The organism is Pseudomonas sp. ADAK2, from assembly GCF_012935755.1.
Lineage (GTDB): Bacteria > Pseudomonadota > Gammaproteobacteria > Pseudomonadales > Pseudomonadaceae > Aquipseudomonas.
Window position 1 is genome coordinate 552,360 of sequence record NZ_CP052862.1, and the last position, 26,105, is coordinate 578,464.

Sequence of the window (26,105 nt, forward strand, 5' to 3'; positions counted from 1 at the left end):
CCATGCACCTGCTCAGGACCCAGCCCGGCGGTTTCGTGTCGGACGACAACATCGCCGACCTTGGACAAACCCCCGCCGAGCTGGTGATCCTGTGCAGTGGCGACTCCAGCCTCGCGTTGCTCGCCGAAGCCGCGCAGCAGTTGCCCGATAACTATCCGAGCGTGCGCCTCGCCAACCCGATGCAGGTGCAGAATCACGCGTCAGTGGATTTGTACGTCGATGAAGTGTTGCGTCACGCCAAGGTGATTCTGATCTCGCTGCACGGCGGTATCGCCTATTGGCGTTACGGCGTCGAGCGCTTGGTCGAGTTGTCCGAGCGCGGCGTGCAACTGATTCTGGTACCCGGCGATGACCGTCCGGACCCGGAGCTCAGCGACCTCAGCACCGTCAGCGCCGAAGATCGCGACCGGCTTTGGCAGTTTCTGCGCCAGGGCGGCATGGGCAATGCCCTGGACTTTTTCCGCTGTCTGGCCACGCGTTGGCTGGACCGCGACTACGTCTGGGCCGAGCCGCAAACCCTGCCGCGCACGGCGATTTACCACCCCCACAACAGCCCCGCTGAACTGAGCGATTGGCAAGCCGACTGGCTGGCCGATCAACCGGTGGCGGCGGTGCTGTTTTACCGCTCGCATTTGCAGGCGGCGAACACTGGTTTTATCGATGTTTTCTGCCAGCGCTTGCAAGCGGCGGGATTGAACCCGTTGCCGATCGCGGTGGCCAGTTTGAAAGAGCCGGGCTGCCTGACGGTGGTCGAGGATTGGCTCGATGAAGTGGAAGCGGCGGTGATTCTAAACACCACCGGTTTCGCCCAATCCAGCCCCGAAGCGCCGCACTTGCGGCCGTTTCGTCGCAACATTCCCGTCATTCAGGCGATTTGCGCCCAGGACAACGAACCCGGATGGCGCGCCAGCGAACAGGGCCTCGGCCCACGGGATCTGGCAATGCACATCGCGTTGCCGGAGCTCGACGGGCGCATCATCAGCCGACCGATCAGCTTCAAGGATCTGGCCTGGCGCAGCGAGCGCAGCCAGTCCGACGTGGTCTGCTACCGGCCGCAACCGGAACGCATGGACTTTGTTGCCGAACTGGCGCGGCGCTGGATCGATCTGGCGCGGGTGCCCAACGGCGAAAAACGCATCGCGCTGATCCTGGCCAACTACCCGACGCGTGATGGTCGTATCGGAAATGGTGTCGGCCTCGACACCCCGGCGGCGGCGCTGAACATCCTGCGTGCCTTGCATCAGGAAGGTTATCCGCTGCCCGCCGAGTTGCCGGACAGCGGCACCGCGTTGATCCAGCAGTTGCTCGGCGGCGTCAGCAATGACCTCGACACCCTCGACCAGCGTCCGTGCATGCAAAGCCTGGCGCTGGATGCTTACTTGCTGATGTTCGACGCGTTGCCCGAAGCCAACCGCCAAGCGGTGCTGGAACGCTGGGGCCCGCCGCAAAACGATCCGATGTTCCGTGGCGGGCGGATGATGATTGCCGGTCTGCGCTTCGGCCTGACGTTTGTCGGCATTCAACCGGCCCGGGGTTATCAGGTCGATCCGAGCGCGGTTTATCACGACCCGTACTTGGTGCCGCCCCACGGCTATCTGGCGTTTTACTTCTGGCTGCGCAACACCTACGGCGCCCACGGCGTGATCCACGTCGGCAAGCACGGCAACCTTGAGTGGCTGCCGGGCAAAGGCGTGGGGCTGTCAGAAAACTGCTGGCCGGACGCATTGCTCGGGCCGCTGCCGAACATCTACCCGTTTATCGTCAACGACCCGGGCGAGGGCGCCCAGGCCAAGCGCCGCACCCAGGCCGTGATCATCGACCACCTGATGCCGCCGCTGACCCGCGCTGAAACCTACGGTCCGCTGCGTAACCTGGAGTTGCTGGCGGACGAGTATTACGAAGCGCAACTGCTCGATCCACGGCGCGCCCGGGAGTTGCAGCGCGACATCTTGCAACTGGTGCGCGACACCCACATCGACCGCGAACTGCAACTGGACGAAAAACTCGACAGCGATGCGGATGCGGCGATCTGGCTGCCGCGTCTGGACACGTACCTGTGTGATTTGAAGGAATCGCAGATTCGCGATGGCCTGCATATTTTTGGCGAATCGCCGACCGGGCGCTTGCGCATTGATACGTTGCTGGCGTTGCTGCGGATTCCTCGGGGCGATGGGCGCGGCGCGCAGTCGAGTTTGTTGCGGGCGTTGGCCAAGGCCTTTGCGCTCGGGTTTGATCCGCTCGATTGTGAGTTGGCTGAGCCGTGGATCGGTGCGCGTCCTGACGAGTTGGAAGCGGTCAGTGATGAAGTCTGGCGTACGGCGGGGGATACCCGGGAGCGTCTGGAGTTATTCGCTGCGCAATTGATCGAGCAGGCGTTGATCGCCGAAGTCGACCAATTGAGCGAGCCAGGCTGGTCGGAGGTGAAAGCGATCATCGACAGTCTGCGTGAAGTCGTCGCCCCGCGCCTGGACGCCTGCGGCCCGGCAGAAATGCGCGGCTTGCTCGACGCCCTCAACGGCCGTTTCGTCCCCGCCGGCCCCAGCGGTGCGCCCAGTCGCGGTCGCCTCGACGTGCTGCCCACCGGGCGCAATTTCTATTCGGTGGACGTGCGCAACCTGCCGACCACGACCGCATGGCGTATCGGCTTCCAATCAGCCAACCTGATTCTCGAACGGCACTTGCAGGATCACGGCGACCACTTGCGTCAGCTCGGCCTGTCGGTGTGGGGCACGGCGACCATGCGCACCGGCGGCGACGACATCGCCCAGGCCATGGCGCTGATGGGCGTGCGTCCGGTTTGGGCCACGGGCAGTCAGCGGGTCGACGATTTCGAAATCCTGCCGATCAGTTTGCTCGACCGTCCGCGCGTGGACGTGACCTTGCGTGTGTCCGGGTTCTTCCGCGATGCCTTTGCCAACCTGATTCGTCTGTTTGACGCCGCCGTGCAAGCGGTCGCCGCGCTGGACGAACCGGATGATCTCAACCCGCTGGCGGCGAAGGTTCGCGCCGAGCGTGAGGCGTTGCTGGCAAGCGGTCTGGATGAAGATGCGGCGCGACGCCAGGCAGGCTGGCGGATTTTCGGGGCCAAGCCCGGTGCTTATGGCGCCGGCGTGCAGGGCGCCATCGACGGTCGCCTGTGGCAAAGTCGCGAGGACCTGGCCGAGGTGTACCTGAACTGGGGCGGCTACGCTTACGGCGGTTCCGACGAAGGCACCGCCGCCCGCGAACAATTCGCCCAGCGCCTGAGCCAGGTGCAAGCGGTGCTGCAGAATCAGGACAATCGCGAGCATGACGTGCTCGATTCCAACGATTACTACCAATTCCAGGGCGGCATGCTCGCCGCCGTGGAAACCCTAAGCGGTGAGGCGGCGGCCAGTTATCACGGTGATCACAGCCAACCGGACTTGCCGAAGATCCGCACGCTGAAGGAAGAGCTGAACCGGGTGATTCGCTCCCGGGCGGCGAATCCGAAGTGGATTGATGGGGTCAAGCGCCATGGCTATAAAGGTGCGTTTGAACTGGCGGCCACCGTTGATAACCTGTTTGCCTTCGACGCGACCACGCAGTTGATCGATGATCACCAGTACGCGTTGCTGGCGGATGCGTATCTACTAGACCCGGCGACGCGCGATTTTGTGCGCGAGCATAATCCACACGCCTTGCGTGATATGACCGAGCGGATGCTGGAGGCGCAGCAGCGCGGGATGTGGCAGGAGCCAGGCGAGTATCGCGAGGCGCTGGAGAATTTGTTGCTGGATATAGAAGAAGATACTTGAGGACCTGATCGTTCCCACGCTCCGCGTGGGAATGCAGCCCGGGACGCTCCGCGTCCCAAAAGCCGAACGCGGAGCGTCCGCTGAGGCATTCCCACGCGGAGCGTGGGAACGATCACCACCGACCATGATGAGACAACCCGACATGACCGACACCCCCCATTTCCCGCTCTCCGCCGTGGTCGGCGCCGATGACTTGAAGCTCGCCCTGTACCTGACCGCCATCGACCCGAAAATCGGTGGCGTGCTGATCGAAGGCCCGCGTGGCATGGCCAAGTCGACCTTGGCCCGTGGCTTGGCGGACCTGCTTGCCAGCGGCCAGTTCGTCACCTTGCCCCTGGGCGCCACCGAAGAGCGCCTGGTCGGCACCCTCGACCTCGACGCCGCCCTCAGCGACGGCCGTGCGCAGTTTTCCCCCGGCGTGCTAGCCAAGGCTGACGGCGGCGTGCTGTACGTCGATGAAGTCAATCTGCTGCCCGATCACCTCGTCGACCTGCTGCTCGACGTCGCCGCCAGCGGCACCAACCTGATCGAGCGCGACGGCATTTCCCATCGGCATTCGGCCCGGTTCGTGCTGATCGGCACCATGAACCCGGAAGAGGGCGAGTTGCGCCCGCAACTGCTCGACCGCTTTGGCCTGAACGTCGCCCTCAGCGGGCACACTGCGCCGACGGAGCGCGGCCAGATCATTCGCCGACGCCTGGATTTCGACAGCGATCCCCAAGGTTTCTGCGCCGATTGGGAAAGCCAGCAACACGCATTGCGCGAACGCTGCCAGCAGGCGCGCGGTACATTGGCAAATATTCCCCTGGATGACGCCGCACTGGCGCAGATCACCGAGCGCTGTTTTGCCGCCGGCGTCGATGGCCTGCGCGCCGATCTGGTCTGGCTGCGTGCCGCCCGGGCCCACGCCGCCTGGCGCGGGGCCAGGGCGATCACTGCAGAAGACATCGACGCGGTCGCCGAGTTTGCCTTGCGCCATCGCCGCCGCGAGCATTCCCACCCGGCGCCGCAACAGTCGCAACCCCCCGCGAGCCAAAACGCCAACCCGAGCGAAGGCCAGGGCCAGTGGGGCGAAATGCCCGCCGAGGCGCTGCCGGTCGGCGCCCGACGTGAAGTGCCGAGCTGGCCAAAAAAGCCCTAGGCATTCGCCCTCGATCTGACGCGGGGGCGAATGCCAGACCCCGGGCCGGACGGCTGGACCATGGCCGACAAGGCAAGCGCCGTGCGGCACCGCAAGGCTCGATCAACTGGCCCGGTACTTTGCTCAACGGCCGTCCGCGCCAGCATGAAGACCTGCTGTTTCACCTGCGCACCCGTTCGCCCCATGAACTGTGGCTGGTGATCGTCGACGCCTCGGCCTCGACCCGACGTCATCAGGCGTTGAGCGACGCCAAGGGCCTGCTGGCGCAACTGTTCGACGATGCCTACCGCCAGCGCGCGCGGCTGGCGTTGTTGACTGCCAGTGGCCACACGCCGAAATGGCAAGTGCAAGGCTTGAAGGCTTCCAGCGGTTTGCGCAACTGGCTCGACGACCTGGGGGCGGGCGGTGGCACGCCGTTGCTGGCGGCACTCGGCGAGGCGGGACGTTGGCTGGGCACGCGGCGCAAACGCTACCCGGCGGAACAGCAGCGCTTGTTGCTGGTGACCGATGGGCGACTGAAGGAATGGTCCGGCCTGCCGGTGCTGGACTGTCCGGGGCTGCTGATTGATATCGAGCGCGGGCCGATTCGGCTCGGACGGGCTAAGGTGTTGGCTACGCAGTTGCAGGCGGAGTATCGGCATATCGATGACGTGTAGCGGGCCGAAGGCTGCGATCTTTTGATCTTCACAGGAGTGAACCATGCGCGTTCTAGCCGCCAACCATCAGGATGATTTCCGCGTCAAAGCCTATGCCGGCACCAACGGCGTGTTGTTGGCCATGGACCTGGCCGAACCCCGGCGCAAAGGCTTGCTCGGTTTTGCCATCGAAAAGCAGGTGGGAAGCAAACCCTGGCTGTTCCTGTTCAACAGCCTGACCTTCCCCGGCAAACTCCACACCTTCCCCCAATACCACGCCACCCCGAGCGATATCGCGCCGCTGCAGAAATTTCGCTGGGCCGATTACGCGGTCAACCCGGGCATGACGATGCACTACCGCGTGCACCTGGCCTATGGCACGCCCGATGCGCCGCAACTGGGCGAGTTCCTCGAACTGACGATCATCTCCGACGACGGTCATCCCACCCATCAGAGCGTGATCTTCAACCGCGCCGTGGCGGCGAGTCAGGCGTTCCAGCGCAAATTTCCCGACCTCGACGCGCAGATCAGCGCCAACAAGAACATGCCCATCGAAGCCTGGCCGTTGGCGGCGCAGCAGTGGCTGGAGAACGGTTTGCTCGGGCGTTTGCTGGGGTTTATCCAGCGCGCCGTGGACGACCAATGGGCGCTGGACATCGCCATCTACGAATACCAGTTGCAGTCGATTGTCGATGAGGTCAACGCCGCGTTCGCCCGCGGGGTCAAGGTGCGGGTGCTGTATCACGCGCAGCCGAACGATGACGACACGACGATGAACGAAGCCAGCCTGGAAAAGCTTCCGGCGGCCAACAAGCGCGGGCGAATCACGCACAACATCTTCCACAACAAGTTCATCGTCCTGAGCAAACTGGAGGGCGGCGAACATCGGCCGCAAGCGGTGCTCTGCGGCAGCACCAATTTCACTCCCAACGGCGTCTATCGCCAGGCCAACGTGGTGCATGTGCTCGACGACGCGCGGATCGGCGCCAGTTACCTGCAAACCTTCGAAGCGGTCTGGGCGAACCCGGCAGACGTTGGTGCGACGCGCACCTGGCTGACGAAAAACAACCCCATGGACCCGACGCAAGCGCTGTTCGCCGGGTTCTCACCGCGCACCGGCCAGGGCGACTTGCACGAGTTTGTGCAGATCATCAACGGCGCCGAAAAGGACATCCTGTTCGTCACCGCGTTCGCCTTGCCCAACGACATCCTCAACGCCTTGCTCGGCGAACCCCACGACGACATCCTGCGCTACGGCCTGCAAAACACCGTGAGCCGCATCACCGGTTTTCACGCCGACCGCACCGCCGAGTTTGCCGCCACCGCGCTGCTCAATACCGGGCTGGAAGGCTGGCTGCGGGAGAATATGAAAGGCCAGAAGGGCAACCTGCTGGTGCACACCAAAGCCATCGTCACCGACTTCACCACCGACACGCCGACCATCATCAGTGGCAGCCACAACCTCAGTGCGGCGGCCAGTAATGGCAATGATGAGAACTACCTGATCATTCGCGGCGATACCGATCTGGCGGACCGCTATGGGTTGGAGTTGTTGCGGTTTTATGAGCATTACCGGTTCAGGTATTTTGCGAAGAAACTGGCGTTGAAAGAGGTTCAGCCGCTGGCGGCGGATGACCGCTGGACCCATGATTATTATGTGGAGGGGGATTTGCGGCAGCTCTCCAGATTGCGCTTCTCCGGCCGATAGAGAACCTCCTGCAGGAACATGGCTTGCCCGCAATGGCGCCTTCGAAATCGCCATCGCGGGCAAGCCTTGCTCCTACAGAATGGGGTCTGCTATTTCAGCGAAACCAGTTCGTCCGCGCCAACTCAATCACCTCATCCCCACGCCCGCTCATCACCGCTTTAAGCATGTACAGGCTGAACCCCTTGGCCTGCTCCAGCTTGATCGTCGGCGGCATCGCCAGTTCCTGGGTCGCCGTGATCACATCCACCAACACCGGCCCGGCATGCGCCAGCGCCCGGCGCAACGCCGGTTCCAGGTCTTCCGACTCTTCTACTCGAATCCCGAGAATGCCCATGGCATTGGCCATCGCCGCAAAGTCCGGGTTGTGCAGGTCGGTGCCGGTGTCGAGCATCCCGGCGGACTTCATTTCCATCGCGACGAAGCCCAGGGAAGCGTTGTCGTAGACGATGATCTTCACCGGCAACTTCAACTGGGCCAGGGAAATGAAGTCCCCCATCAACATGCTGAAACCGCCATCGCCGGACAACGAAATCACCTGCCGATCCGGGAACGTCGCCTGGGCGCCGATGGCCTGGGGCATGGCGTTGGCCATCGAGCCGTGGTTGAACGAACCGAGCAACCGGCGCTTGCCGTTCATCTTCAGGTATCGCGCCGCCCACACCGTTGGCGTGCCCACGTCAGCGGTGAAGATCGCATCGTCATCCGCCAGTTCGCTAAGCAGGCGGGTGAGGTATTGCGGGTGAATCGGCCGGCCCGGCGCGGAGGGCTGGGCCAGGTCATCGAGGCCCTGACGCGCTTTCTTGTAGTGTTCGAGGGACGACTCCAGGAAGTTGCGGTCGCCGCGATAGGGCAGGCGCGGCAGCAACGCGGCGAGGGTTTCGCCGACGTCGGCGGCGATGCCCAGGTCCAGCGTGGTCCGGCGGCCGAGGGCTTCAGGGTTGTGGTCGATCTGAATAATAGTGGCGTCGGTGGGGTAGAACTGGCGATAAGGGAAGTCGGTGCCGAGCATCACCAACGTGTCGCAGTTGAGCATCGCGTGATAACCGGAGCTGAAGCCGATCAGCCCGGTCATGCCGACGTCGAAAGGGTTGTCCCACTCCACGTGCTCCTTGCCACGCAAGGCGTGCACCACCGGCGCGCCGAGGGCATCGGCCAGCGCCACCACTTGATCATGAGCGCCAGCGCAACCGGCGCCGCACATCAGGGTTACGGCTTTGCTTTGGCTCAGCAGTTCTACAAGTCGATCCAGGTCCTGAGGTGCCGGCAGAGTGCGCGGCTTGGACAGGGCCGGCCAAGGCTTGAGGTTGTCTTCGACTTCCTGCAACGCCACGTCACCAGGAATCACCACCACCGCGACGCCACGATTGAGGATTGCGCTGCGCATCGCCCGGTGCAGCACCTGCGGCATCTGCGCCGGGTTGCTGACCAGTTCGACGAAGTGGCTGCACTCCTTGAACAGCTCCTGCGGATGGGTTTCCTGAAAGTAGTTGAGGCCGACCTCCGACGAAGGAATCTGTGCCGCAATCGCCAGCACCGGCACATGGTTGCGGTGGCAGTCGAACAGCCCGTTGATCAAGTGCAGATTGCCCGGCCCGCAACTGCCGGCGCACACCGCCAGCTCGCCGGTGACGGCTGCCTCCGCGCCGGCGGCAAACGCCGCGACTTCTTCGTGGCGCACGTGCATCCATTCAATGCTGTCCATGGTACGCAGGGCTTCGGTCAAACCGTTGAGGCTGTCGCCGGTCAGGCCCCAGATGCGCTTGACGCCGGCCTGTTCCAGGGTGGTTGCCAGTTGCTGGGCAATGGTGATTTTCGCCATGGGGTGCTCCAGTGATCGATGAGTTGTCCTTGGGATAGAAAAAGGGACAACTCAACGGCTGGCATGACTCAACCCGATCTGCGATTTCGGCCCGTAGCAGCTGCCGAGGTACGAGGCTGCGTTCGGCTGCGAAGCAGTCGTAAAACCTGAGCACGTGGTCTTCCTGATACACCGCATCGTCTGATGTCACGACTGCTTCGCAGCCGAACGCAGCCTCGTACCTCGGCAGCTGCTACGGGCATCAGACAGTCATCGCTTTTTTGTATTGGCGGGTGCGCCGGGCGATGTACAGCTGATCGCGGATCAACGCCCAGAGCGCCGAGACCTGCGGGCGGGTCTTGAGTCCACGGCTCAAGCGATGCAGCTGGAATTTCACCACTGCCATGTTCGCCAGCGCCGCCAGGGGTTTGCGCTTCCAGAGGATCGGCGGCAGTTGCGGGTGGCTGTTGCGACCTTCGCGCCAGTGCTTGACCAGCTGCGGTTCAATCGCCATCGCCGTGCCGATCCCGGCCATGGCGATGCCGCTGTCGAGCACCTGTTCGACGATGGCCAAGCGACGGATCCCGCCGGTCACCATCACCGGCATCTGCGCCACACTGGCCAGTTCGCCGGCCATTTCCAGAAAGTAGGCCTCGCGGGCGAGGGTGCGGCCGTCCCGGGCTTCGCCTTGCATGGCCGGGGCTTCGTAGCTGCCGCCGGACAATTCGAGCAAGTCGATCTGCTGCTCGTTGAGCCATTGGATCACTTGCTTGGCATCGTCGGCGTCAAAGCCGCCGCGCTGGAAGTCCGCCGAGTTGAGCTTCACCGAGACGCAGAACTGCGGCGACACCGCGTTGCGCACGGCACTGACTACGTTGAGTAGCAAGCGTGCGCGATTCTCCAGGGAGCCGCCCCATTGATCGGTGCGGCGGTTGGTCAGCGGCGACAGAAACTGGCTGAGCAAATAACCGTGGGCGGCGTGAATCTGTACGCCGGTAAACCCGGCTTTCTCCGCCAGGGCCGCGCTGGTGGCGAAGCGCTGGATCACTTCATTGATATCGTTTTCGGACATGGGTTTCGGTTCAGCGAACATTTTCGAGAAGCCCCCAAGGTCCAGCGCCACCGCTGATGGCGCCAAGGCCTGCTGGCCGAGATTGGCCATGGTCTGGCGCCCCGGATGGTTGAGCTGCACCCAGAACTGCGCACCACCGGCCCGGCCAACGGTCGCCCATTGCCGAAAACGTTCAAGGTGCTGCTCATCTTCCAACACCACGCCGCCGGGGCCGGTCATGGCGCGGCGATCGATCATCACGTTGCCGGTCAGCAACAACCCGGCTTCGCCCTCGGCCCAGGCTTGATACAAGCGCAATAAGGCATCCGATGGTGCCTGGCGGGTGTCTGCAAGGTTTTCTTCCATCGCGGCTTTGGCGATGCGATTGCCGATGGTCTGGCCGTTGGGCAAATTCAGGGTTTGAAAGGGCGACATGCTTGACTCCTCATCAGTAATGAGTGGAGGCTAAGCTTAAAGTTAACTTTAATGTCAAGCAGGCAATTGAGGCACAGATGAAGATTGGTGAATTGGCGGAATTAAGTGGCTTCAACCCGTCGCGCATTCGATTTTACGAGGCGCAAGGGCTGATCCAGAAAGTCGAGCGCCGGGCCAACGGCTACCGGCACTATCCGGAGCAAGTGCTGCAAACCCTGTACCTGATCCAGTGCGCCCAGCAGGCCGGGTTCAGCCTGGAAGAGTTGAAGCAGTTGATGCCGGACACCGCCACCGGTGAATTCAAGCACGACGAACTGCTGGCGGGGCTGACGCGCAAAGTCGAACAGATCGAAGAAATGCAGCAACACCTGGCGCAGAGCAAGGCGAAGCTGCTGGCAGTGATCGACGATATCCAGGCGAAGCCCGAAGGCATGGGCTGCGATGCCAATGCCGAGCGGGTGCTGGCGTCCTTCAAACAGCCGCGCTGATTGCCGCATGCAGTTGAGACTGACACCCTCGCCACAAGAAGCTTCCTTTGTCAGAAATTACGGGTTGGCGACGGTTCCCGATAAGTGGTTTGAAGGACTCGGTATCGGATTACGCATCAACGTACCCACCACCAACGCACCCAGCAGCGCCAATAACCCCGCGACCAACAGCAACAAACTGAAACCACCAACGAACGCTTGCCGGGCCAACGGTTCGACAACGCCACGCGCGGTGTCCGGCAGCAGGCCCAACGCCGCGGTCATGTCCCCAGCCACCACCCGCGAGGCGATACCGCGAGTCTGCTCAACCCATTGCCCCGACAAGCCATTACGCAACAACAGCTCGGTATGACTGGCCAGCAACGCGCCGTACACGCCGATGGCCAGCATGATTGCGCTGAAACGCATGGTGGTGCTCATGCCCGAGGCCATGCCTGCGCGGTCTCGGGGCACGCAGGCCATGATGTTTTTCTGGGTGTCGCCGTTGAGCAACCCGGCACCGGCGCCGGTCACCGCAATCGCCAAGGCGAAGGGTATGTAGCCGCCGCTGTTGACCGCCCAGGCGCTGAGCAGGTTGCCGCCGCCGACCAGCGTCAGGCCCGCAGCCATCAAGGTCGCGGGAGTAAAACGGCTCGCCAGCCGCGCTCCGATACGTGGGCAGATCAGCATCGTCACGGCAAATGGCAACATCCCCAGCCCGGAGGCAATGGCCGAGAAACCCAAACCGTTTTGCAGGTAGAACGGCAGCATCGTCATCATTACCTGAGCGCAACCGGCGTAGGCGAACATCCCCAGCAGGGCGCCGATAAAACGCGGATGCTTGAATAATTGCAGATCAACCATGGGCCGCTGCTGCATCCGTTCGATCACCACGAACAATCCCAGCAATAAGGCCCCGCCGATCAGCCGGGCGTAGGTCAGCGGATTGCTCCAGCCGATGCGGTTGGCTTCGATCAGGCCCCAGATCAGGCACAACAAACTCGCACTGAACGCCAGACTGCCCCACGGATCCAGGCGCGCGGCTTGGGCGTCCCGGGATTCCGGCACATTGCGCCAGACCATCGCCATCAGCAGCGCACCCACCGGCAGGTTGAGGTAGAAAATCCAGCGCCAGCCGATGTATTCGGTGATCAAACCGCCCAAGGTCGGCGCGGCGGTCATCGCCACACCCATGCACGCGCCCCAGAACGCCCAGGCCTTGGCCCGTTCGACTTCATCGTGAAAGGCATGGCCGATGGAGGCCAGCGCCGAAGTCAGCAGCAACGCCGCACCCACACCTTTGATTGCCCGTGCGATATCAAGGACCAACGCTGTCGGCGCCGCCCCGCAACCGAGGGAGGCGAGGATGAAAATCCCCAGGCCCCAGAGCAGGGTTTTCTGCCGGCCGAAGCGATCGGCGATGCTGCCCGCCGGCAGCAACAACGCAGCGAAGGCCAGCATGTAGGCGCTGACCACCCACTCGATGTCGGCAAAATTGGCGCCCAGGTCCCGGGCGATGGTCGGCAAAGTGACGGCGACGATGTTGGTGTCGAGGACGATCAGCGAACACACCCCGGAGGCGGTCAGCAGCGTCAGGCGGGGGCTGACCTTGCTCATGATGGGATTGCCTTTTGAGTAAGGTGTTTGACGGGCATGGTTTTGCCTCTCTACTGTGGGTGCCTCGACAGCGTATCCCGGTCCTTGGCAGGTTTTATTAGCTGTCAGTCGGGACTTCATTACCTTTGAGCTAACACGCCATGGATATACGCCATTTCCGCTACTTCCTGGCCGTTGCCCGGCAACGCAACTTCACCCGCGCCGCCGAGCAATTGGGCATCGCGCCGCCGACCTTGAGCCGGCAGATCCAGGACATGGAAACCGAACTCGGTACGCGGCTGTTCCTGCGCCAGCAACGGGAAGTCAGCCTGACCGAGGCCGGCGCGGCGCTGGTGATCGAGGCCGAAGCCACGGTGCGCCAATTCGAGTACGCCCAGCGCAATGCCCAGCGCGCCGGTCGCGGTGATATTGGCCATATCGAACTGGGTTACGTGGCCTCTGCGGTGTATTCGGGGTTGCTGCAAAAACAGGTGCAAGCCTTTAGTCGCGAGTGCCCGGACGTCAGCCTGAATGTGCGGGAAAGCCCAATGGCAGCGTTGCCGGGCATGGTGATCGAGGGCCGATTTGATATCGGTTACGTGCGCTCGCCGATGACCTTGCCCGATGGGCTGGAGGCGATAAGGCTCGATGCGGAAGGTTTTGTGCTGGCGCTGTCGAGTGAATCCTGGCTGTGTCGCTTGCCGCAGATCAGCCCGGCGCATTTGCAGAACGAAACCTTCATCCTGCCGGAGCAGATCAACGGTACGTTGCAGGTCGCCGCTGAGGGCGGATTCGCGCCTGTTTTAGGGCACCAACCCGGTGGGTTGGTGGCGGTGATTGCGCTGGTGTCGCTGGGGCAGGGCGTGGCGGTGGTCCCGGAATCGGTGGTCGGGCATGTAGGGTTGCCGGGAGTGGTGTACCGGGAAATTGAAGGGTGCGAGGCGAGTTCGTGGTTGTCGATGATTTATCGGCGGTTTGAGAAGTCGCCGGCGGTGGCCAGGTATATCGAGCACGTGAAGAGAGGGCGTTAAAAGCGAAAAGATCGCAGCCTTCGGCAGCTCCTACGCGCCTGTGGGCGCCGCCGAAGGCTGCGATCTTTTGATGTTTCTACAGATCTTGTAATGATTTCCCGCTGTGGGGATTGTGACTTTCACCTGTACGCTCCAAGTCCTTTTTCCCCTTCAGGACCCGCATGAACACCCTCTCGGAGCCCCCCAGTCAGCCCTCCCTCTCGCGCCTTCGCGCAACCCTGACGCACGTCAAACACCCGGTTTTCCGACCTCTGTCTCTTTTTGCTTCTACGCCCCCACGGCCCTCGCGCCGCGCCTTGCCGTGCCCGGCATTCTGAATTCGCTGAACAGATCGAGATATTTTTATGGAATGGATAGCTGACCCCACCGCCTGGCTGGGCTTGTTGACGTTGATCGTGCTGGAACTGGTGCTGGGCATCGACAACCTGGTGTTTATCGCAATCCTGGCGGACAAGTTGCCGCCGCATCAGCGCGATCGTGCACGGATCATCGGTTTGTCCCTGGCGCTGCTGATGCGCCTGGGCTTGCTGGCGAGTATTTCCTGGCTGGTGACCCTGACCCAGCCGCTGTTCGAGGTGTTCGACAAGAGCTTCTCGGGCCGTGACCTGATCATGTTGTTCGGCGGTGTGTTCCTGTTGTTCAAGGCCACCATGGAGTTGCACGAACGGCTCGAAGGCCATGTCGGCCAGCGCGCGGGCAATGCGGCTTATGCGATGTTCTGGCCGATCGTGGCGCAGATCGTGGTGCTCGACGCGGTGTTCTCCCTCGACGCGGTGATTACCGCTGTGGGCATGGTCGATGAACTGGCGGTGATGATGATCGCGGTGATCATTTCCATCGGCCTGATGATCGTCGCCAGCAAGCCGCTGACCCGTTTCGTCAACGAACACCCGACGGTGATCATGCTGTGCCTGGGCTTCCTGATGATGATCGGTTTCGCGCTGACCGCTGAAGGCCTGGGCTTCCACATTCCCAAGGGTTACCTGTACGCGGCCATCGGTTTCTCGATCCTGATCGAAGTGTTCAACCAGATCGCCCGGTCCCGGCGCAAGCGCTCCATGCAGGGGCTGCGACCGATGCGTGAGCGTACGGCCCATGCGGTGTTGCGTTTGTTGGGTGGTCGCCGGTTGGCGGCGGAAGAAGTCGGCGAGGAGATTGCCGACCTGCTGGATAACGGTGAAGCCCCAAGTGAAGTGCTGTTCGACCGCCGTGAACGGGTGATGATCAGTGGTGTGCTGCAACTGGCCGAGCGGCCGATTCGAACGCTGATGACGGTGCGGGCTTACGTCGATCACCTCGATTTGGCCGACGATGCCGAGACCATTCGTACACGCCTGATGCATTCGTCCTACTCACGCCTGCCGCTGGTCCGGGACGGCGTGGTGGATGAACCCCTGGGCTTCGTGCACAAAAAGGAGTTGTTGAAAGAGTACCTGGCCGGCAATGACCCGGACCTTGAAGACCTGGCGCGCACGACCATCAATCTGCTCGACAGCTACTCGATCCTCAATGCCCTGGAACAGATGCGCCAAGCCTCGACCCACATTGCTTTTGTGGTCAATGAATTCGGTGATTTTGTCGGCGTTCTGACCATGACCGATATTCTCGAATCGATTGCTGGCGAGCTGCCGGATGCCAGCGAAATCGAAGGCCCGGATGTGCTTGAGGAGCAGGGCGGGTTCATGGTCAGCGGCGCGTTGAACCTGGCGCGGGTGCGACAGTTGACCGGTTTTAGCGCTGAACCGACCGAGGATTACCAGACACTGGCCGGGTTGGTGATGAGTGTGCTGGATCGGTTGCCGATAATCGGTGACAGCCATGAACGGGAAGGCTGGACCATGACGGTAATGGCGGTTGAAGAGCGGCGGGTGGTGCGGGTGTTGCTCCAGCGTATGGGCTAGTGATTTGGGTTGGATATCAGGGCCTCATCGCGAGCAAGCTCGCTCCCACATGGAACGGTGTACGCAAGTCCATTGTGGGAGCGAGCCTGCTCGCGATAGCAATCTACCTGACAACAAAAACCTCAAGCCCCAACCAAGGACCGCGCCCGAGGCACCATGCACAGCGAACGCAACGTCCGCCGCAGCCAAGCCCGATCATGCCCCGGTTTCCGAGCCACCTGCCGGGGCTTCACCTTCCCGACATGCGCCACAAAATCCTCCGCCAGCGATTGTGGACTACCAATCCCCTTAAGCTTTTTAACCAGTTTCCCATCCTTGTAAAACAACACCGTCGGCGTCCCCGTAACCTCCGGATGCCGCGGCGATTCGCGGGTACTCAACATATAAACATCCGCCCGATGCCGAAACGCCTCGGCAATCGCCCGAAACACCGGTCCGGCTTCTTCGCATGCCGGACAGTGCTGATTGCCAAAGTACAGGATCACCGGACGCCAGGTTTTCAGGGCTTTGCGGTAGGTCGGGGCCAATGCCGTTTGAGGGGTGTTCGAAGTCATTGAAGTCTCCTTTTCACAACGATCAGTGAAGGCTTGTTGACGGTAAAGGAGGGTGGCGGGTGGGTCTACTGTCAGAAATTACAGGTGGGTCCGCAAACGTCACGGTGCCACATTTTGAATCGCCACCCGCCGAATGTGGTGCAAGTACCCGCCCACGTGTGTCCCCCGGTAGCGCTCTCCCGCCCATGCGTTCGGTAACGCTTTTCCCGTGCAAAACCGCATCCCTTTGATTCAAAACACCTTTCAATCTCTCCACCACAGTCACCCTATCCTATGGCACACTTTCTGCTGTCTATTCCGTTGTTACACACTTATATCCGGTATAACGGAATACACAACAATCTGGAGTGCTTGCCATGCATCGCCGACCTTCCATGTTCAAAGCGTGTGTTTTTCTCTTTGCGGCTACGGCTGCTGCCGTGGGTGTTGCCCAGGCGGCGGACAGCAAGCTTGATAGCGTGCTGGCCCGTGGCAAATTGATTGTCGGTACAGGCAGTACCAACGCGCCGTGGCATTTCCAGGGAGCGGACGGCAAGTTGCAGGGTTTTGATATTGATATCGGCCACATGATCGCCAAGGGTTTGTTCAACGACCCGAGCAAGGTCGAGTACGTGGTGCAGTCATCCGATGCGCGGATTCCGAACCTGCTGACGGACAAGGTCGACATCAGCTGCCAGTTCATCACCGTCACCGCCAGCCGTGCGCAGCAAGTCGCCTTTACGCTGCCGTACTACCGCGAAGGTGTCGGCCTGCTGCTGCCAGCGAACAGCAAATACAAGGAAATCGAAGACCTGAAAGCCGCCGGCGACAGCGTGACTGTGGCCGTGCTGCAGAACGTGTACGCCGAAGAACTGGTGCACCAGGCGCTGCCTAAAGCCAAGGTCGACCAGTACGACAGCGTCGACTTGATGTATCAAGCCGTGAACTCCGGCCGAGCCGACACCGCCGCCACCGACCAGTCCTCGGTCAAGTACCTGATGGTGCAGAACCCTGGCCGCTATCGCAGCCCGACCTACGCCTGGAGCCCGCAAACCTACGCTTGCGCGGTCAAACGTGGCGACCAGGATTGGCTGAACTTCGTCAACACCGCGCTGCATGAAGCCATGACTGGCGTCGAGTTCCCGGCTTACGCGGCGTCGTTCAAACAATGGTTCGGTGTTGACTTGCCGACCCCGGCTATCGGTTTTCCCGTCGAATTCAAATGATCCCGTGAGAGCGGGGCGGCTGTAAAAGCGCCCCGTTCAAGGTATTGCTGACCATGAACTATCAGTTGAACTTTGCCGCCGTGTGGCGCGATTTCGACACCTTGCTGGCAGGGCTCGGTCTGGGCCTGGAGCTGGCGCTGGTGTCGATCGCCATCGGTTGCGTGATCGGCCTGATGATGGCGTTTGCTTTGTTGTCCAAGCATCGCGCGTTGCGGGTGCTGGCGTCGGTGTACGTGACGGTGATCCGTAACACGCCGATCCTGGTGTTGATTCTGTTGATCTACTTCGCCTTGCCGAGCCTGGGCATTCGCCTGGACAAGATTCCTTCGTTCATCATCACCCTGTCGCTGTATGCCGGGGCGTACCTGACCGAAGTGTTCCGTGGCGGGCTGTTGAGCATCCCAAAAGGGCAGCGTGAAGCCGGGCTGGCGATCGGTCTGGGCGAGTGGCAGGTCAAGGCCTACGTCACCGTGCCGGTGATGCTGCGTAACGTGCTGCCGGCGTTGTCGAATAACTTCATTTCGCTGTTCAAGGACACCTCGCTGGCGGCCGCGATCGCGGTGCCGGAGCTGACCTATTACGCGCGCAAGATCAATGTCGAGAGCTACCGGGTGATTGAAACCTGGATGGTGACCACAGCGCTCTATGTTGCGGCCTGTTACCTCATTGCCATGATCCTGCGTTACCTCGAGCAGCGTCTGGCGATCCGCCGATAGGAGCCTCCCATGTACGAATCCCCAAGTTGGTTGCATGAGTTGTGGGTGGCGCGGGAAGTGCTCTGGCAAGGCTTTCTGGTCACGGTGCAGTGCTCGGCCCTGGCGATTTTGCTCGGCACGCTGATCGGCATCGTCGCCGGACTGGTGCTGACCTACGGCAATGTCTGGATGCGCGCGCCGTTTCGCTTCTACGTCGATCTGATTCGCGGCACGCCGGTGTTTGTGCTGGTGCTGGCCTGTTTCTATATGGCGCCGGCGCTGGGCTGGCAGATCAGTGCGTTCCAGGCCGGTGCCTTGGGGCTGACGCTGTTCTGCGGCTCCCACGTCGCCGAGATCGTACGCGGTGCGCTGCAAGCTTTGCCACGCGGGCAGATGGAAGCGAGCAAGGCGATTGGCCTGACGTTTTATCAATCCCTGGGCTATGTGTTGTTGCCTCAGGCGTTGCGGCAAATCCTGCCGACCTGGGTCAACTCGTCCACCGAGATCGTCAAGGCCTCGACCTTGCTCTCGGTGATTGGCGTCGCCGAGTTGCTGCTCAGCACGCAACAGATCATCGCCCGGACCTTCATGACCCTGGAGTTCTACCTGTTCGCCGGTTTCCTCTTTTTCGTCATCAACTACGCCATCGAATTACTCGGCCGGCACATTGAAAAGCGGGTGGCTTTGCCATGACTCAGACTTCTGTTGCACCAAACGGCCAGGCCCTGCTGGACATTCGCGGCCTGCACAAACAATACGGCAAGCTTGAAGTGCTCAAGGGCGTCGACCTGACCATGCAGCGCGGCAACGTCGTCACGCTGATCGGTTCCAGCGGTTCGGGCAAGACCACGCTGCTGCGCTGCGTGAACATGCTCGAAGAATTCCAGGGCGGGCAGATCCTGCTCGACGGCGAATCCATCGGCTATGACGAGGTCAACGGCAAACGCGTGCGCCACGCGGAAAAAGTCATCGCCCGCCATCGCGCGATGACCGGCATGGCGTTCCAGCAATTCAACCTGTTCCCGCACCTGACCGCGTTGCAGAACGTCACCCTGGGTTTGCTCAAGGTCAAGAAGCTGCACAAGGATGAAGCCGTGGCGCTGGCCGAAAAATGGCTGGAGCGCGTCGGCCTGTATGAACGCCGCGATCACTATCCCGGTCAGTTGTCCGGCGGTCAGCAACAGCGCGTGGCGATTGCCCGGGCGATTGCGATGAACCCGAGCCTGATGCTGTTCGATGAGGTCACCTCGGCCCTCGACCCGGAGCTGGTCGGCGAAGTGCTGAACGTGATCAAGGGCCTGGCCGATGAAGGCATGACCATGTTGCTGGTGACCCACGAAATGCGCTTTGCCTTCGAAGTCTCGGACAAGATCGTGTTTATGAACCAGGGCCGGATCGAAGAGCAGGGGCCACCCAAGGAATTGTTCGAACACCCGAAATCGCCGCGTCTGGCGGAATTTCTCAAGAACACCCGTTTTTAATTTTATTAGCAGGAGAAACACTCATGAGCATTACTCGTTACGGCGCCGGCAGCACCGCCGGTGGCGGCCAGCCTCGTCCTTTCGCCCGTGCCGTTGAAGCCGATGGCTGGCTGCATGTGTCCGGGCAGGTGCCGGCGCTGGATGGCGAAATCATCGTCGGCGGCATCGTCGAACAGACCCACCAGACCATGAAGAACCTGATCGCGATCCTCGAAGAAGCCGGTTATGGCCTCGAAGACGTGGTCCGCGCCGGCGTGTGGCTGGAAGACCCGCGGGATTTCTGGAGTTTCAACAAGGTCTTTTCCGAGTACTTCAAAAGCGAACACGCCCCGGCCCGGGCCTGTGTGCAGGCGAACATGATGGTTGATTGCAAGGTTGAGATCGACTGCATCGCGTACAAGAAAAAGGCCTGACCCCGTACACATGATCGTTCCCACGCTCCGCGTGGGAATGCCGCCTGGGACGCTCCGCGTTTCGCTTCGGATGTGACGCAGAGCGTCACGCAATGCATTCCCAGGCAGAGCGTGGGAACGATCATTAGCGGTAAACTCCCGGCACTTTGAATGGGAACCTGAAACATGACCGAAGACACCATCAAGCGCCGGGCACGTGGTCTGGACCGGGCGTTCGATATTCTCGATTTCCTCAAGGAAATCGGCCAGCCACTGCGCCCGAACGAAATCGCCAGCGGCATCGGCAGCCCGAAATCCACGGTCTACGAACTGGTGGCCTCGTTGCTGGAACGGCGCATCCTCGAACCCGTGGGCAAGGACGGTCACGTCTACCTGGGCCGTCAACTGTACTTCCTCGGCCAGGCGCACTTGCGCCATTTCGACCTGACCCGCGAGGCCGATCACGCCTTGCAGGAAATCGTCAGCCAGACCCACGAAACCGCGCAGATGTGCCTGCTCAACGGGCGCAAGTACACCGTGGCGCTGATGAAAGAGGGCGAACGGCATTTCCGCATCTCCTCGGACATCGGCGAAAACGCGCCGATTCCCTGGACCGCGTCCGGGCGCCTGTTGCTGGCGCACTTGAGCGACCAGTCCATCATCGACCTGATCGACCACGACGACTTCATCCTGCCCAATGGCGAACGTTTGCCGCTGGATCAGTTTCTCCAGGAAATCCGCCAGGCCGGTATCGACGGCTTCTTCTCCTTCGATAGCGTCGCCGACACCTTCACCCATTGCTTCGCCGCCCCGGTCAAAGACCCCAACGGCGTGGCCATTGCCACCCTGTGCATCGTCGCCCCACGGGCCGATGCCAAGAACAACTACAACGACTATCGCCGGGTGCTGATCGACAGCGCCAACAACCTCGCCCGGCGTATCAACGAATAACCGCGGCTGCTGGCGGCCGTGAATGTAAGGAGTTCGATCATGTCTTCTGCTGCCGTAGAAAAAGGCTTTGCCCACACCGGCGCGCACTTGGTGCGCGATGTCAGCCTGCCGGCGCTGGTGCTGCACCGTGAAGCGCTGGAACACAACATCCGCTGGATGCAGGCGTTCGTCAGCAACAGCGGCGCGGAACTGGCGCCCCACGGCAAAACCAGCATGACCCCGGCGCTGTTTCGCCGGCAACTGGACGCCGGCGCCTGGGGCATCACCCTGGCCAGCGCCACCCAGACCCGTGCGGCCTATGCCCATGGCGTACGCCGGGTGTTGATGGCCAACCAACTGGTCGGCACGCCGAACATGGCGCTGATCGCCGATTTGCTGGCTGATCCAAGCTTCGATTTCCATTGCATGGTCGATCACCCGGACAACGTCGCTGACCTGGGCGCGTACTTCGCCTCGCGCGGCGTACGCTTGAACGTGATGATCGAATACGGCGTGGTCGGCGGTCGTTGCGGTTGCCGCACGGAGCAGGAAGTGATCGCACTGGCCAAGGCCATCGCCGCGCAACCGGCATTGGCGCTGACCGGTATCGAAGGCTACGAAGGGGTGATCCACGGTGACCACGCCGAGACCGGCATCCGTGAGTTCGCCGCCTCCCTGGTGCGCCTGGCGGTGCAGTTGCAGGACAGCAGCGCGTTCGCCATCGCCAAGCCGATCATCACTGCTTCGGGCTCGGCCTGGTACGACCTGATCGCCGAATCCTTCGAAGCGCAGAACGCCGGCGGACGCTTCCTTAGCGTGCTGCGCCCCGGCAGTTACGTCGCTCACGACCACGGCATCTACAAGGAAGCGCAATGCTGCGTGCTCGACCGTCGCAGCGATTTGCACGAAGGCCTGCGCCCGGCGCTGGAAGTCTGGGCGCACGTGCAGTCGATGCCGGAGCCGGGATTTGCGGTGATCGCCCTGGGTAAGCGCGACGTGGCCTATGACGCCGGTTTGCCGGTGCCGTTGTTGCGTTACAAGGCGGGTGTCGTGCCGGCGATTGGCGATGACGTGAGTGCCTGCAAGGTGACGGCGGTGATGGACCAGCATGCGTTCATGACCGTGGCGCCTGGGGTTGAACTGCGGGTGGGGGACATTATTTCGTTCGGCACTTCGCACCCGTGCCTGACCTTTGATAAATGGCGCACGGGGTGTCTGGTGGATGAGCAGTTGCAGGTGATTGAAACCATGGAAACCTGTTTCTAACCCCTAATTGATCGTTCCCACGCTCTGCGTGGGAATGCCTCACTGGACGCTCTGCGTCCGCTTCGGCATGTGACGCGGAGCGTCACGGGCTGCATTCCCACGCAGAGCGTGGGAACGATCAACACCAGAGAACCCTAAATCCATGAACACCATTAACACCCTCGGCCCCAACACCCCACGCATCGCTCTGATCGGCGAGTGCATGATCGAGTTGCAGCAACGGCCCGACGGCAGTCTGCAACAAAGCTTCGGCGGTGACACCTTGAACACCGCGGTCTATCTGTCCCGGGAACTGGGCGAAGGTGGCACGGTGGATTACGTCACGGCGCTCGGCGATGACAGCTTCAGCGACGCCATGTGCCAGAGCTGGGCCGCCGAGAACATCGGCCTGGACCTGGTCCAGCGCTTGCCCGGCCGTCTGCCGGGTTTGTACTGCATCCAGACTGACGCCGCGGGCGAGCGCCGCTTCCTGTACTGGCGCAACGAAGCGGCCGTGCGCAGTTGCTTCACCACCCCGGCGGCCGCGCCGATTCTGGCGGCGTTGCCGGATTACGACGTGCTGTACTTCAGCGGCATCACCCTGGCGGTGCTCGGTGAGCAAGGTCGCGAGAAATTACTGGAAACCCTGATCGAAGCCCGACAGCGCGATGCGCGGATCGTCTTCGACAACAACTACCGACCACGTTTGTGGGCGTCGCTGGAGGAGGCTCGGGCGGCGTATCGCAGTGTCTTGCCATACGTGGACCTGGCGTTGTTGACCGTTGATGACGAGCAGGCGCTGTTTCATTTTTCCGATTGCGACGCGGTGTTTGAAGCGTATGAGCAGATCGGCACGCCGGAAGTGGTGCTCAAGCGCGGCGCCGAGGCGTGCTTGATTCGTTGCGCTGGTGAGTCGTTCGAAGTACCGGCACGGAAGGTCGAGCGCGTGGTCGATACCACGGCGGCGGGGGATTCGTTTAGCGCGGCGTATCTGGCCAGTCGGCTCAAGGGCGGCAGCCCGGTTGAGGCGGCGCAGGCGGGGCATCGGTTGGCGAGCAGAGTGATCCAGGTCCCCGGAGCGCTAATCCCCAAAGATTGAAATGCGACCCTGTGGCGAGGGGGCCCTCAAGCCACCCCATCAATCCCGATAAAACACCTGCACCAGGTGATACCCGAACTTGCTCTTGATCGGCCCATGGACCACCCGCAGCGGTTTCTTGAAAATCACTGCATCGATCACCCCGACCATCTGCCCCGGCCGCACTTCACCCAGATCGCCGCCGCGTTTGCCGGACGGGCAGGTGGAGTACTTTTTGGCCAGCACATCGAAGGCTTCGCCCTTGGCGATGCGTTGTTTGAGCTGCTCGGCTTCTTCCGAGGTTTTCACCAGAATATGGCGGGCTTGAGCTTTCATGAGGCAGACCTTGTAACGGTGGTGACAACTGGGCGCGGGATTATGCCTCAACTCACTCCGGTTGGCCGATCATCGTGCGAATCTTGTTGGCCAGCAGGTCGATGGAAAACGGCTTGGCCACCATGTCCATGCCTTCCTCCAGGAAGCCCTGGCGTTCGGCGGCTTTCTCCGCGTAACCGGTCATGAACAGCACTTTCAGGTCCGGGCGATGCTGACGGGCGATTTCCGCCAGTTGCCGGCCGTTCATCCCCGGTAACCCGACATCAGTCACCAGCAAATCAACCCGCAAATCGGATTCGAGCAAGGGCAGGGCGGCCCGGGCGTCTTCGGCTTCGTGGGCGTGATAACCCAGCTCATTGAGCAAATCGAGCACCAGCATCCGCACCGCCGGGTCGTCCTCCACCAGCACCACGGTTTCCCCGGCAATCGCCGAGGGCGCTTCGCCGGTGACTGGCAGCAAGGTGTCCTGCGGCGCGCCAAGGTGCAGGCGCGGCAGGTACAGGCGCACGCAAGTGCCTTGGTCCGGCACGCTGTCGAGGCTGACATGGCCGCCCGACTGCTGGGCAAAACCGTAGATCATCGACAACCCCAGGCCCGTGCCCTGGCCGATGGGTTTGGTGGTGAAGAACGGATCGAACGCCTTGGCCAGCACCGACGCGCTCATGCCGGTGCCGTTGTCGCTGACCGCGATCATCAGATAGTCCCCGGCCTTGACCGCTTCCAGGGGGGCGAGGTCGTTGCCGTCGAGGTAGACGTTGGCGGTTTCGATCAGCAGCCGGCCACCATCGGGCATTGCGTCCCGGGCATTGATCACCAGGTTGAGCAAGGCGTTTTCCAATTGGCTGACGTCGGTGCTGACCGGCCACACTTCGTCGGCCAGTTGCAGCGCGAGCTCGATATGATCGCCCTTGGTGCGGCTGAGCAGGTCTTCCAGGGAATGGATCAACTCATTGGCGTTCAACGGTTTGCGGTCCAGTGACTGGCGCCGGGAGAACGCCAGCAGGCGATGGGTCAGGGCGGCGGCGCGGTTGGCCGACGACACAGCGGCTTCAGTGAAGCGGCCGATCTCGGCGCTGCGGCCATCGGCGATATAGCGTTGCATCAAATCGAGGCTGCCAATAATCCCGGTGAGCATGTTGTTGAAGTCATGGGCGATGCCGCCGGTGAGCTGGCCGACCGCTTCCATTTTCTGCGCATGACGCAACGCGTCTTCGGCGCGCTCGCGCTCGAACATCTCGTTTTGCAGGCGCTGATTGGCTTCGGCCAATTGCTGGGTGCGGGCGATCACGCGTTCTTCGAGGGTTTCATTGAGGTTGCGCAGGGCTTCTTCAGTCTGTTTGCGCTCGGTTTCATCGATCACGAAGATATAGAAACCGTTGACCGCGCCGTCCGCACCGTGGCGTGGCAGGTAATTCATCAGGGCACTGCGGATGCTGCCATCGCGGTGCGCGGCGTCGATGCTGAACGAACAGGGCCGCCCGGCCAGCGCCTCGGCGATGTATTCGGCGCGCAAGGCATAGGCGTCGTCGCCGAGCACTTCATGGATGGTTCGACCGAACAGTTCCTGAGGCGTGAGGCCGTACCAGTCGAGGTACGCGGCGTTGTTCAGGCGAAAGCGTTCTTCACGGTCGACGTAGCTGATCAGGATCGGCATCGCATTGATGATCAGCTGCAGCTCGGTCTGGCTCTGGCGCAGGGCCTGTTCGGTGTGCTTGCGCTCGGTCAGGTCCAGCGCGGCGCCAAGAAAGCGCATCGGCCGGCCATGGTGGTCCTTGTAGCAACGACCCCGGGCAAATACCCAGCGCAGTTGGCCGTCGGGTTGCAACAGACGGTATTCCTCGGCGTACTCGGTGCCGTGGGTGATGCAATGCTTGATGCTGCGCGCCACCATGGCGCGGTCTTCCGGGTGTACGCCGTGCAGGTATTCGCTGATCGGTAACTGGCTGGCCATCTCCGGATCAACCCCGTGCAGTTGCGCAAAGTGCGCGTCGGCAATGAAGCGGTCTTCGCCAATGTCCCAATCCCAGGTGCCGACCGCATCGGTGGCGGCCAGGGCCAGTTGCAGGCGCTGTTCGGTTTCGTGCTGGGCCTTGAGGCTGGCGGCGGAGCGCTGTTCGAGTTCGAGGGCGATGCGTCGCCGTTCATTGGTTTCGATGGCGGTGACCAGGATCCCGGCGACTTGGGCGCTTTCATCGCGAATCGGGCTGTAGGTCAAATCCAGCCAGAAGTCGGAATCCTGCCCGTCCCGCTGCAAGGAAAAGCGCTGCTCGCTGTAGGTCCGCACCTGGCCTTGTAGGACGGCGCTGTAGATCGGGTCGGTAAAGTCTTTTAATTCAGGCCATATCTGGTGCGTGGGCTGTCCGAAAGCGTGCGGATGCTTGCTGCCGGACAGCAGGGCGAAGCCGTCGTTGTAGATTTGCGTGAGCTGCGGGCCCCACAGCAAGAGCATGGGCATCGGCGAATGAATCACGATGTCCACCGCGGTGCGTAGGCTCTGCGGCCAGGAACTGGCGGCGCCCAAGGGGCTGCGGCTCCAGTCCAGTCGGGCGATCAGGGCCTGGGCATCGCTGCCGGTCGGTGATGCGTTCATCAAAATGTCCTGCACGTCAGTCGGTGTGGCTACGTCTACTATCCTTGCAGGGCGGTAGTC

21 protein-coding genes are annotated in these 26,105 nt (G+C 62.0%); 15 read left to right on the forward strand and 6 right to left on the reverse strand.

What is annotated here, in order from left to right; genetic code table 11:
* The first annotated feature begins 2 nt into the window (after positions 1–2).
* The 4 genes from cobN to HKK52_RS02540 all read left to right on the forward strand — a co-directional run bounded on the left by cobN (position 3) and on the right by HKK52_RS02540 (position 7,260).
* Entirely contained in the window at positions 3–3,776 is a 3,774-nt protein-coding gene (gene cobN / locus HKK52_RS02525) for a cobaltochelatase subunit CobN (protein WP_169369185.1), read from the forward strand.
* A gap of 142 nt (positions 3,777–3,918) precedes the next feature.
* Positions 3,919–4,917, forward strand: a complete 999-nt coding sequence (locus HKK52_RS02530; protein ID WP_169369186.1) for an ATP-binding protein — start codon at positions 3,919–3,921, stop codon at positions 4,915–4,917.
* Entirely contained in the window at positions 4,899–5,573 is a 675-nt protein-coding gene (locus HKK52_RS02535; protein ID WP_169374161.1) for a vWA domain-containing protein, read from the forward strand. Before HKK52_RS02530 ends, HKK52_RS02535 begins: the two co-directional genes overlap by 19 nt.
* Before the next feature lie 43 nt (positions 5,574–5,616).
* A complete protein-coding gene (locus tag HKK52_RS02540) occupies positions 5,617–7,260 on the forward strand; it encodes a phospholipase D-like domain-containing protein (protein WP_169369187.1) in 1,644 nt (547 codons plus the stop codon).
* Between the two features lie 94 nt (positions 7,261–7,354).
* Here HKK52_RS02540 and poxB read toward each other — a convergent pair whose 3' ends face one another.
* Together poxB and HKK52_RS02550 are read right to left on the reverse strand one after the other, a co-directional pair.
* The gene (gene poxB, locus HKK52_RS02545) at positions 7,355–9,079 is read right to left on the reverse strand and encodes a ubiquinone-dependent pyruvate dehydrogenase (RefSeq protein ID WP_169369188.1); all 1,725 of its coding nucleotides are present in this window, start codon (positions 9,077–9,079) and stop codon (positions 7,355–7,357) included.
* A 241-nt stretch (positions 9,080–9,320) separates the two neighbouring features.
* On the reverse strand, positions 9,321–10,544 hold the full coding sequence (locus HKK52_RS02550; protein WP_169369189.1) for an NADH:flavin oxidoreductase/NADH oxidase family protein: 1,224 nt from the start codon (positions 10,542–10,544) through the stop codon (positions 9,321–9,323).
* Between the two features lie 77 nt (positions 10,545–10,621).
* On the opposite strand from HKK52_RS02550, the gene HKK52_RS02555 reads away from it, so the two are divergent.
* The gene (locus tag HKK52_RS02555; protein ID WP_149661241.1) at positions 10,622–11,032 is read left to right on the forward strand and encodes a MerR family transcriptional regulator; all 411 of its coding nucleotides are present in this window, start codon (positions 10,622–10,624) and stop codon (positions 11,030–11,032) included.
* A gap of 57 nt (positions 11,033–11,089) precedes the next feature.
* Here HKK52_RS02555 and HKK52_RS02560 read toward each other — a convergent pair whose 3' ends face one another.
* Complete coding sequence (locus HKK52_RS02560) at positions 11,090–12,628, reverse strand: MFS transporter (protein WP_169369190.1); 1,539 nt, start codon at positions 12,626–12,628, stop codon at positions 11,090–11,092.
* 140 nt (positions 12,629–12,768) lie between these two features.
* On the opposite strand from HKK52_RS02560, the gene HKK52_RS02565 reads away from it, so the two are divergent.
* Together HKK52_RS02565 and HKK52_RS02570 are read left to right on the forward strand one after the other, a co-directional pair.
* Complete coding sequence (locus tag HKK52_RS02565; protein ID WP_169369191.1) at positions 12,769–13,638, forward strand: LysR family transcriptional regulator; 870 nt, start codon at positions 12,769–12,771, stop codon at positions 13,636–13,638.
* 344 nt (positions 13,639–13,982) lie between these two features.
* Positions 13,983–15,539 carry a TerC family protein gene (locus HKK52_RS02570; RefSeq protein WP_169369193.1) on the forward strand — a complete coding sequence of 519 codons (1,557 nt, stop codon included), beginning with the start codon at positions 13,983–13,985 and terminating at the stop codon, positions 15,537–15,539.
* A 122-nt stretch (positions 15,540–15,661) separates the two neighbouring features.
* Here the strand turns inward: HKK52_RS02570 and HKK52_RS02575 are convergent, their stop codons facing one another.
* Complete coding sequence (locus HKK52_RS02575) at positions 15,662–16,093, reverse strand: thioredoxin family protein (RefSeq protein ID WP_169369195.1); 432 nt, start codon at positions 16,091–16,093, stop codon at positions 15,662–15,664.
* Positions 16,094–16,449: 356 nt separating this feature from the next.
* On the opposite strand from HKK52_RS02575, the gene HKK52_RS02580 reads away from it, so the two are divergent.
* The 8 genes from HKK52_RS02580 to HKK52_RS02615 all read left to right on the forward strand — a co-directional run bounded on the left by HKK52_RS02580 (position 16,450) and on the right by HKK52_RS02615 (position 23,140).
* Complete coding sequence (locus HKK52_RS02580) at positions 16,450–17,298, forward strand: transporter substrate-binding domain-containing protein (protein ID WP_169369197.1); 849 nt, start codon at positions 16,450–16,452, stop codon at positions 17,296–17,298.
* Positions 17,299–17,351: 53 nt separating this feature from the next.
* The gene (locus HKK52_RS02585; protein WP_169369199.1) at positions 17,352–18,014 is read left to right on the forward strand and encodes an amino acid ABC transporter permease; all 663 of its coding nucleotides are present in this window, start codon (positions 17,352–17,354) and stop codon (positions 18,012–18,014) included.
* A gap of 9 nt (positions 18,015–18,023) precedes the next feature.
* Positions 18,024–18,686, forward strand: coding sequence for an amino acid ABC transporter permease (locus tag HKK52_RS02590; RefSeq protein WP_123596495.1), 663 nt, complete (start codon positions 18,024–18,026; stop codon positions 18,684–18,686).
* Positions 18,683–19,474: an amino acid ABC transporter ATP-binding protein gene (locus HKK52_RS02595; RefSeq protein WP_123407719.1), complete on the forward strand. Its 792-nt coding sequence runs from the start codon at positions 18,683–18,685 to the stop codon at positions 19,472–19,474. Before HKK52_RS02590 ends, HKK52_RS02595 begins: the two co-directional genes overlap by 4 nt.
* A gap of 23 nt (positions 19,475–19,497) precedes the next feature.
* Positions 19,498–19,887 (forward strand): RidA family protein, encoded by a 390-nt coding sequence (locus tag HKK52_RS02600; RefSeq protein ID WP_169369201.1) that lies wholly within the window; start codon positions 19,498–19,500, stop codon positions 19,885–19,887.
* A gap of 165 nt (positions 19,888–20,052) precedes the next feature.
* Entirely contained in the window at positions 20,053–20,817 is a 765-nt protein-coding gene (locus HKK52_RS02605) for an IclR family transcriptional regulator (protein WP_169369203.1), read from the forward strand.
* Positions 20,818–20,856: 39 nt separating this feature from the next.
* Positions 20,857–22,062 carry an amino acid deaminase gene (locus tag HKK52_RS02610; protein ID WP_169369205.1) on the forward strand — a complete coding sequence of 402 codons (1,206 nt, stop codon included), beginning with the start codon at positions 20,857–20,859 and terminating at the stop codon, positions 22,060–22,062.
* A gap of 142 nt (positions 22,063–22,204) precedes the next feature.
* Complete coding sequence (locus HKK52_RS02615) at positions 22,205–23,140, forward strand: sugar kinase (protein WP_169369207.1); 936 nt, start codon at positions 22,205–22,207, stop codon at positions 23,138–23,140.
* Positions 23,141–23,179: 39 nt separating this feature from the next.
* Here the strand turns inward: HKK52_RS02615 and HKK52_RS02620 are convergent, their stop codons facing one another.
* Positions 23,180–23,455, reverse strand: a complete 276-nt coding sequence (locus HKK52_RS02620; protein WP_007898282.1) for a peptidylprolyl isomerase — start codon at positions 23,453–23,455, stop codon at positions 23,180–23,182.
* Between the two features lie 52 nt (positions 23,456–23,507).
* A complete protein-coding gene (locus tag HKK52_RS02625) occupies positions 23,508–26,045 on the reverse strand; it encodes a PAS domain-containing hybrid sensor histidine kinase/response regulator (protein WP_169369209.1) in 2,538 nt (845 codons plus the stop codon).
* Between the last annotated feature and the right edge of the window lie 60 nt (positions 26,046–26,105).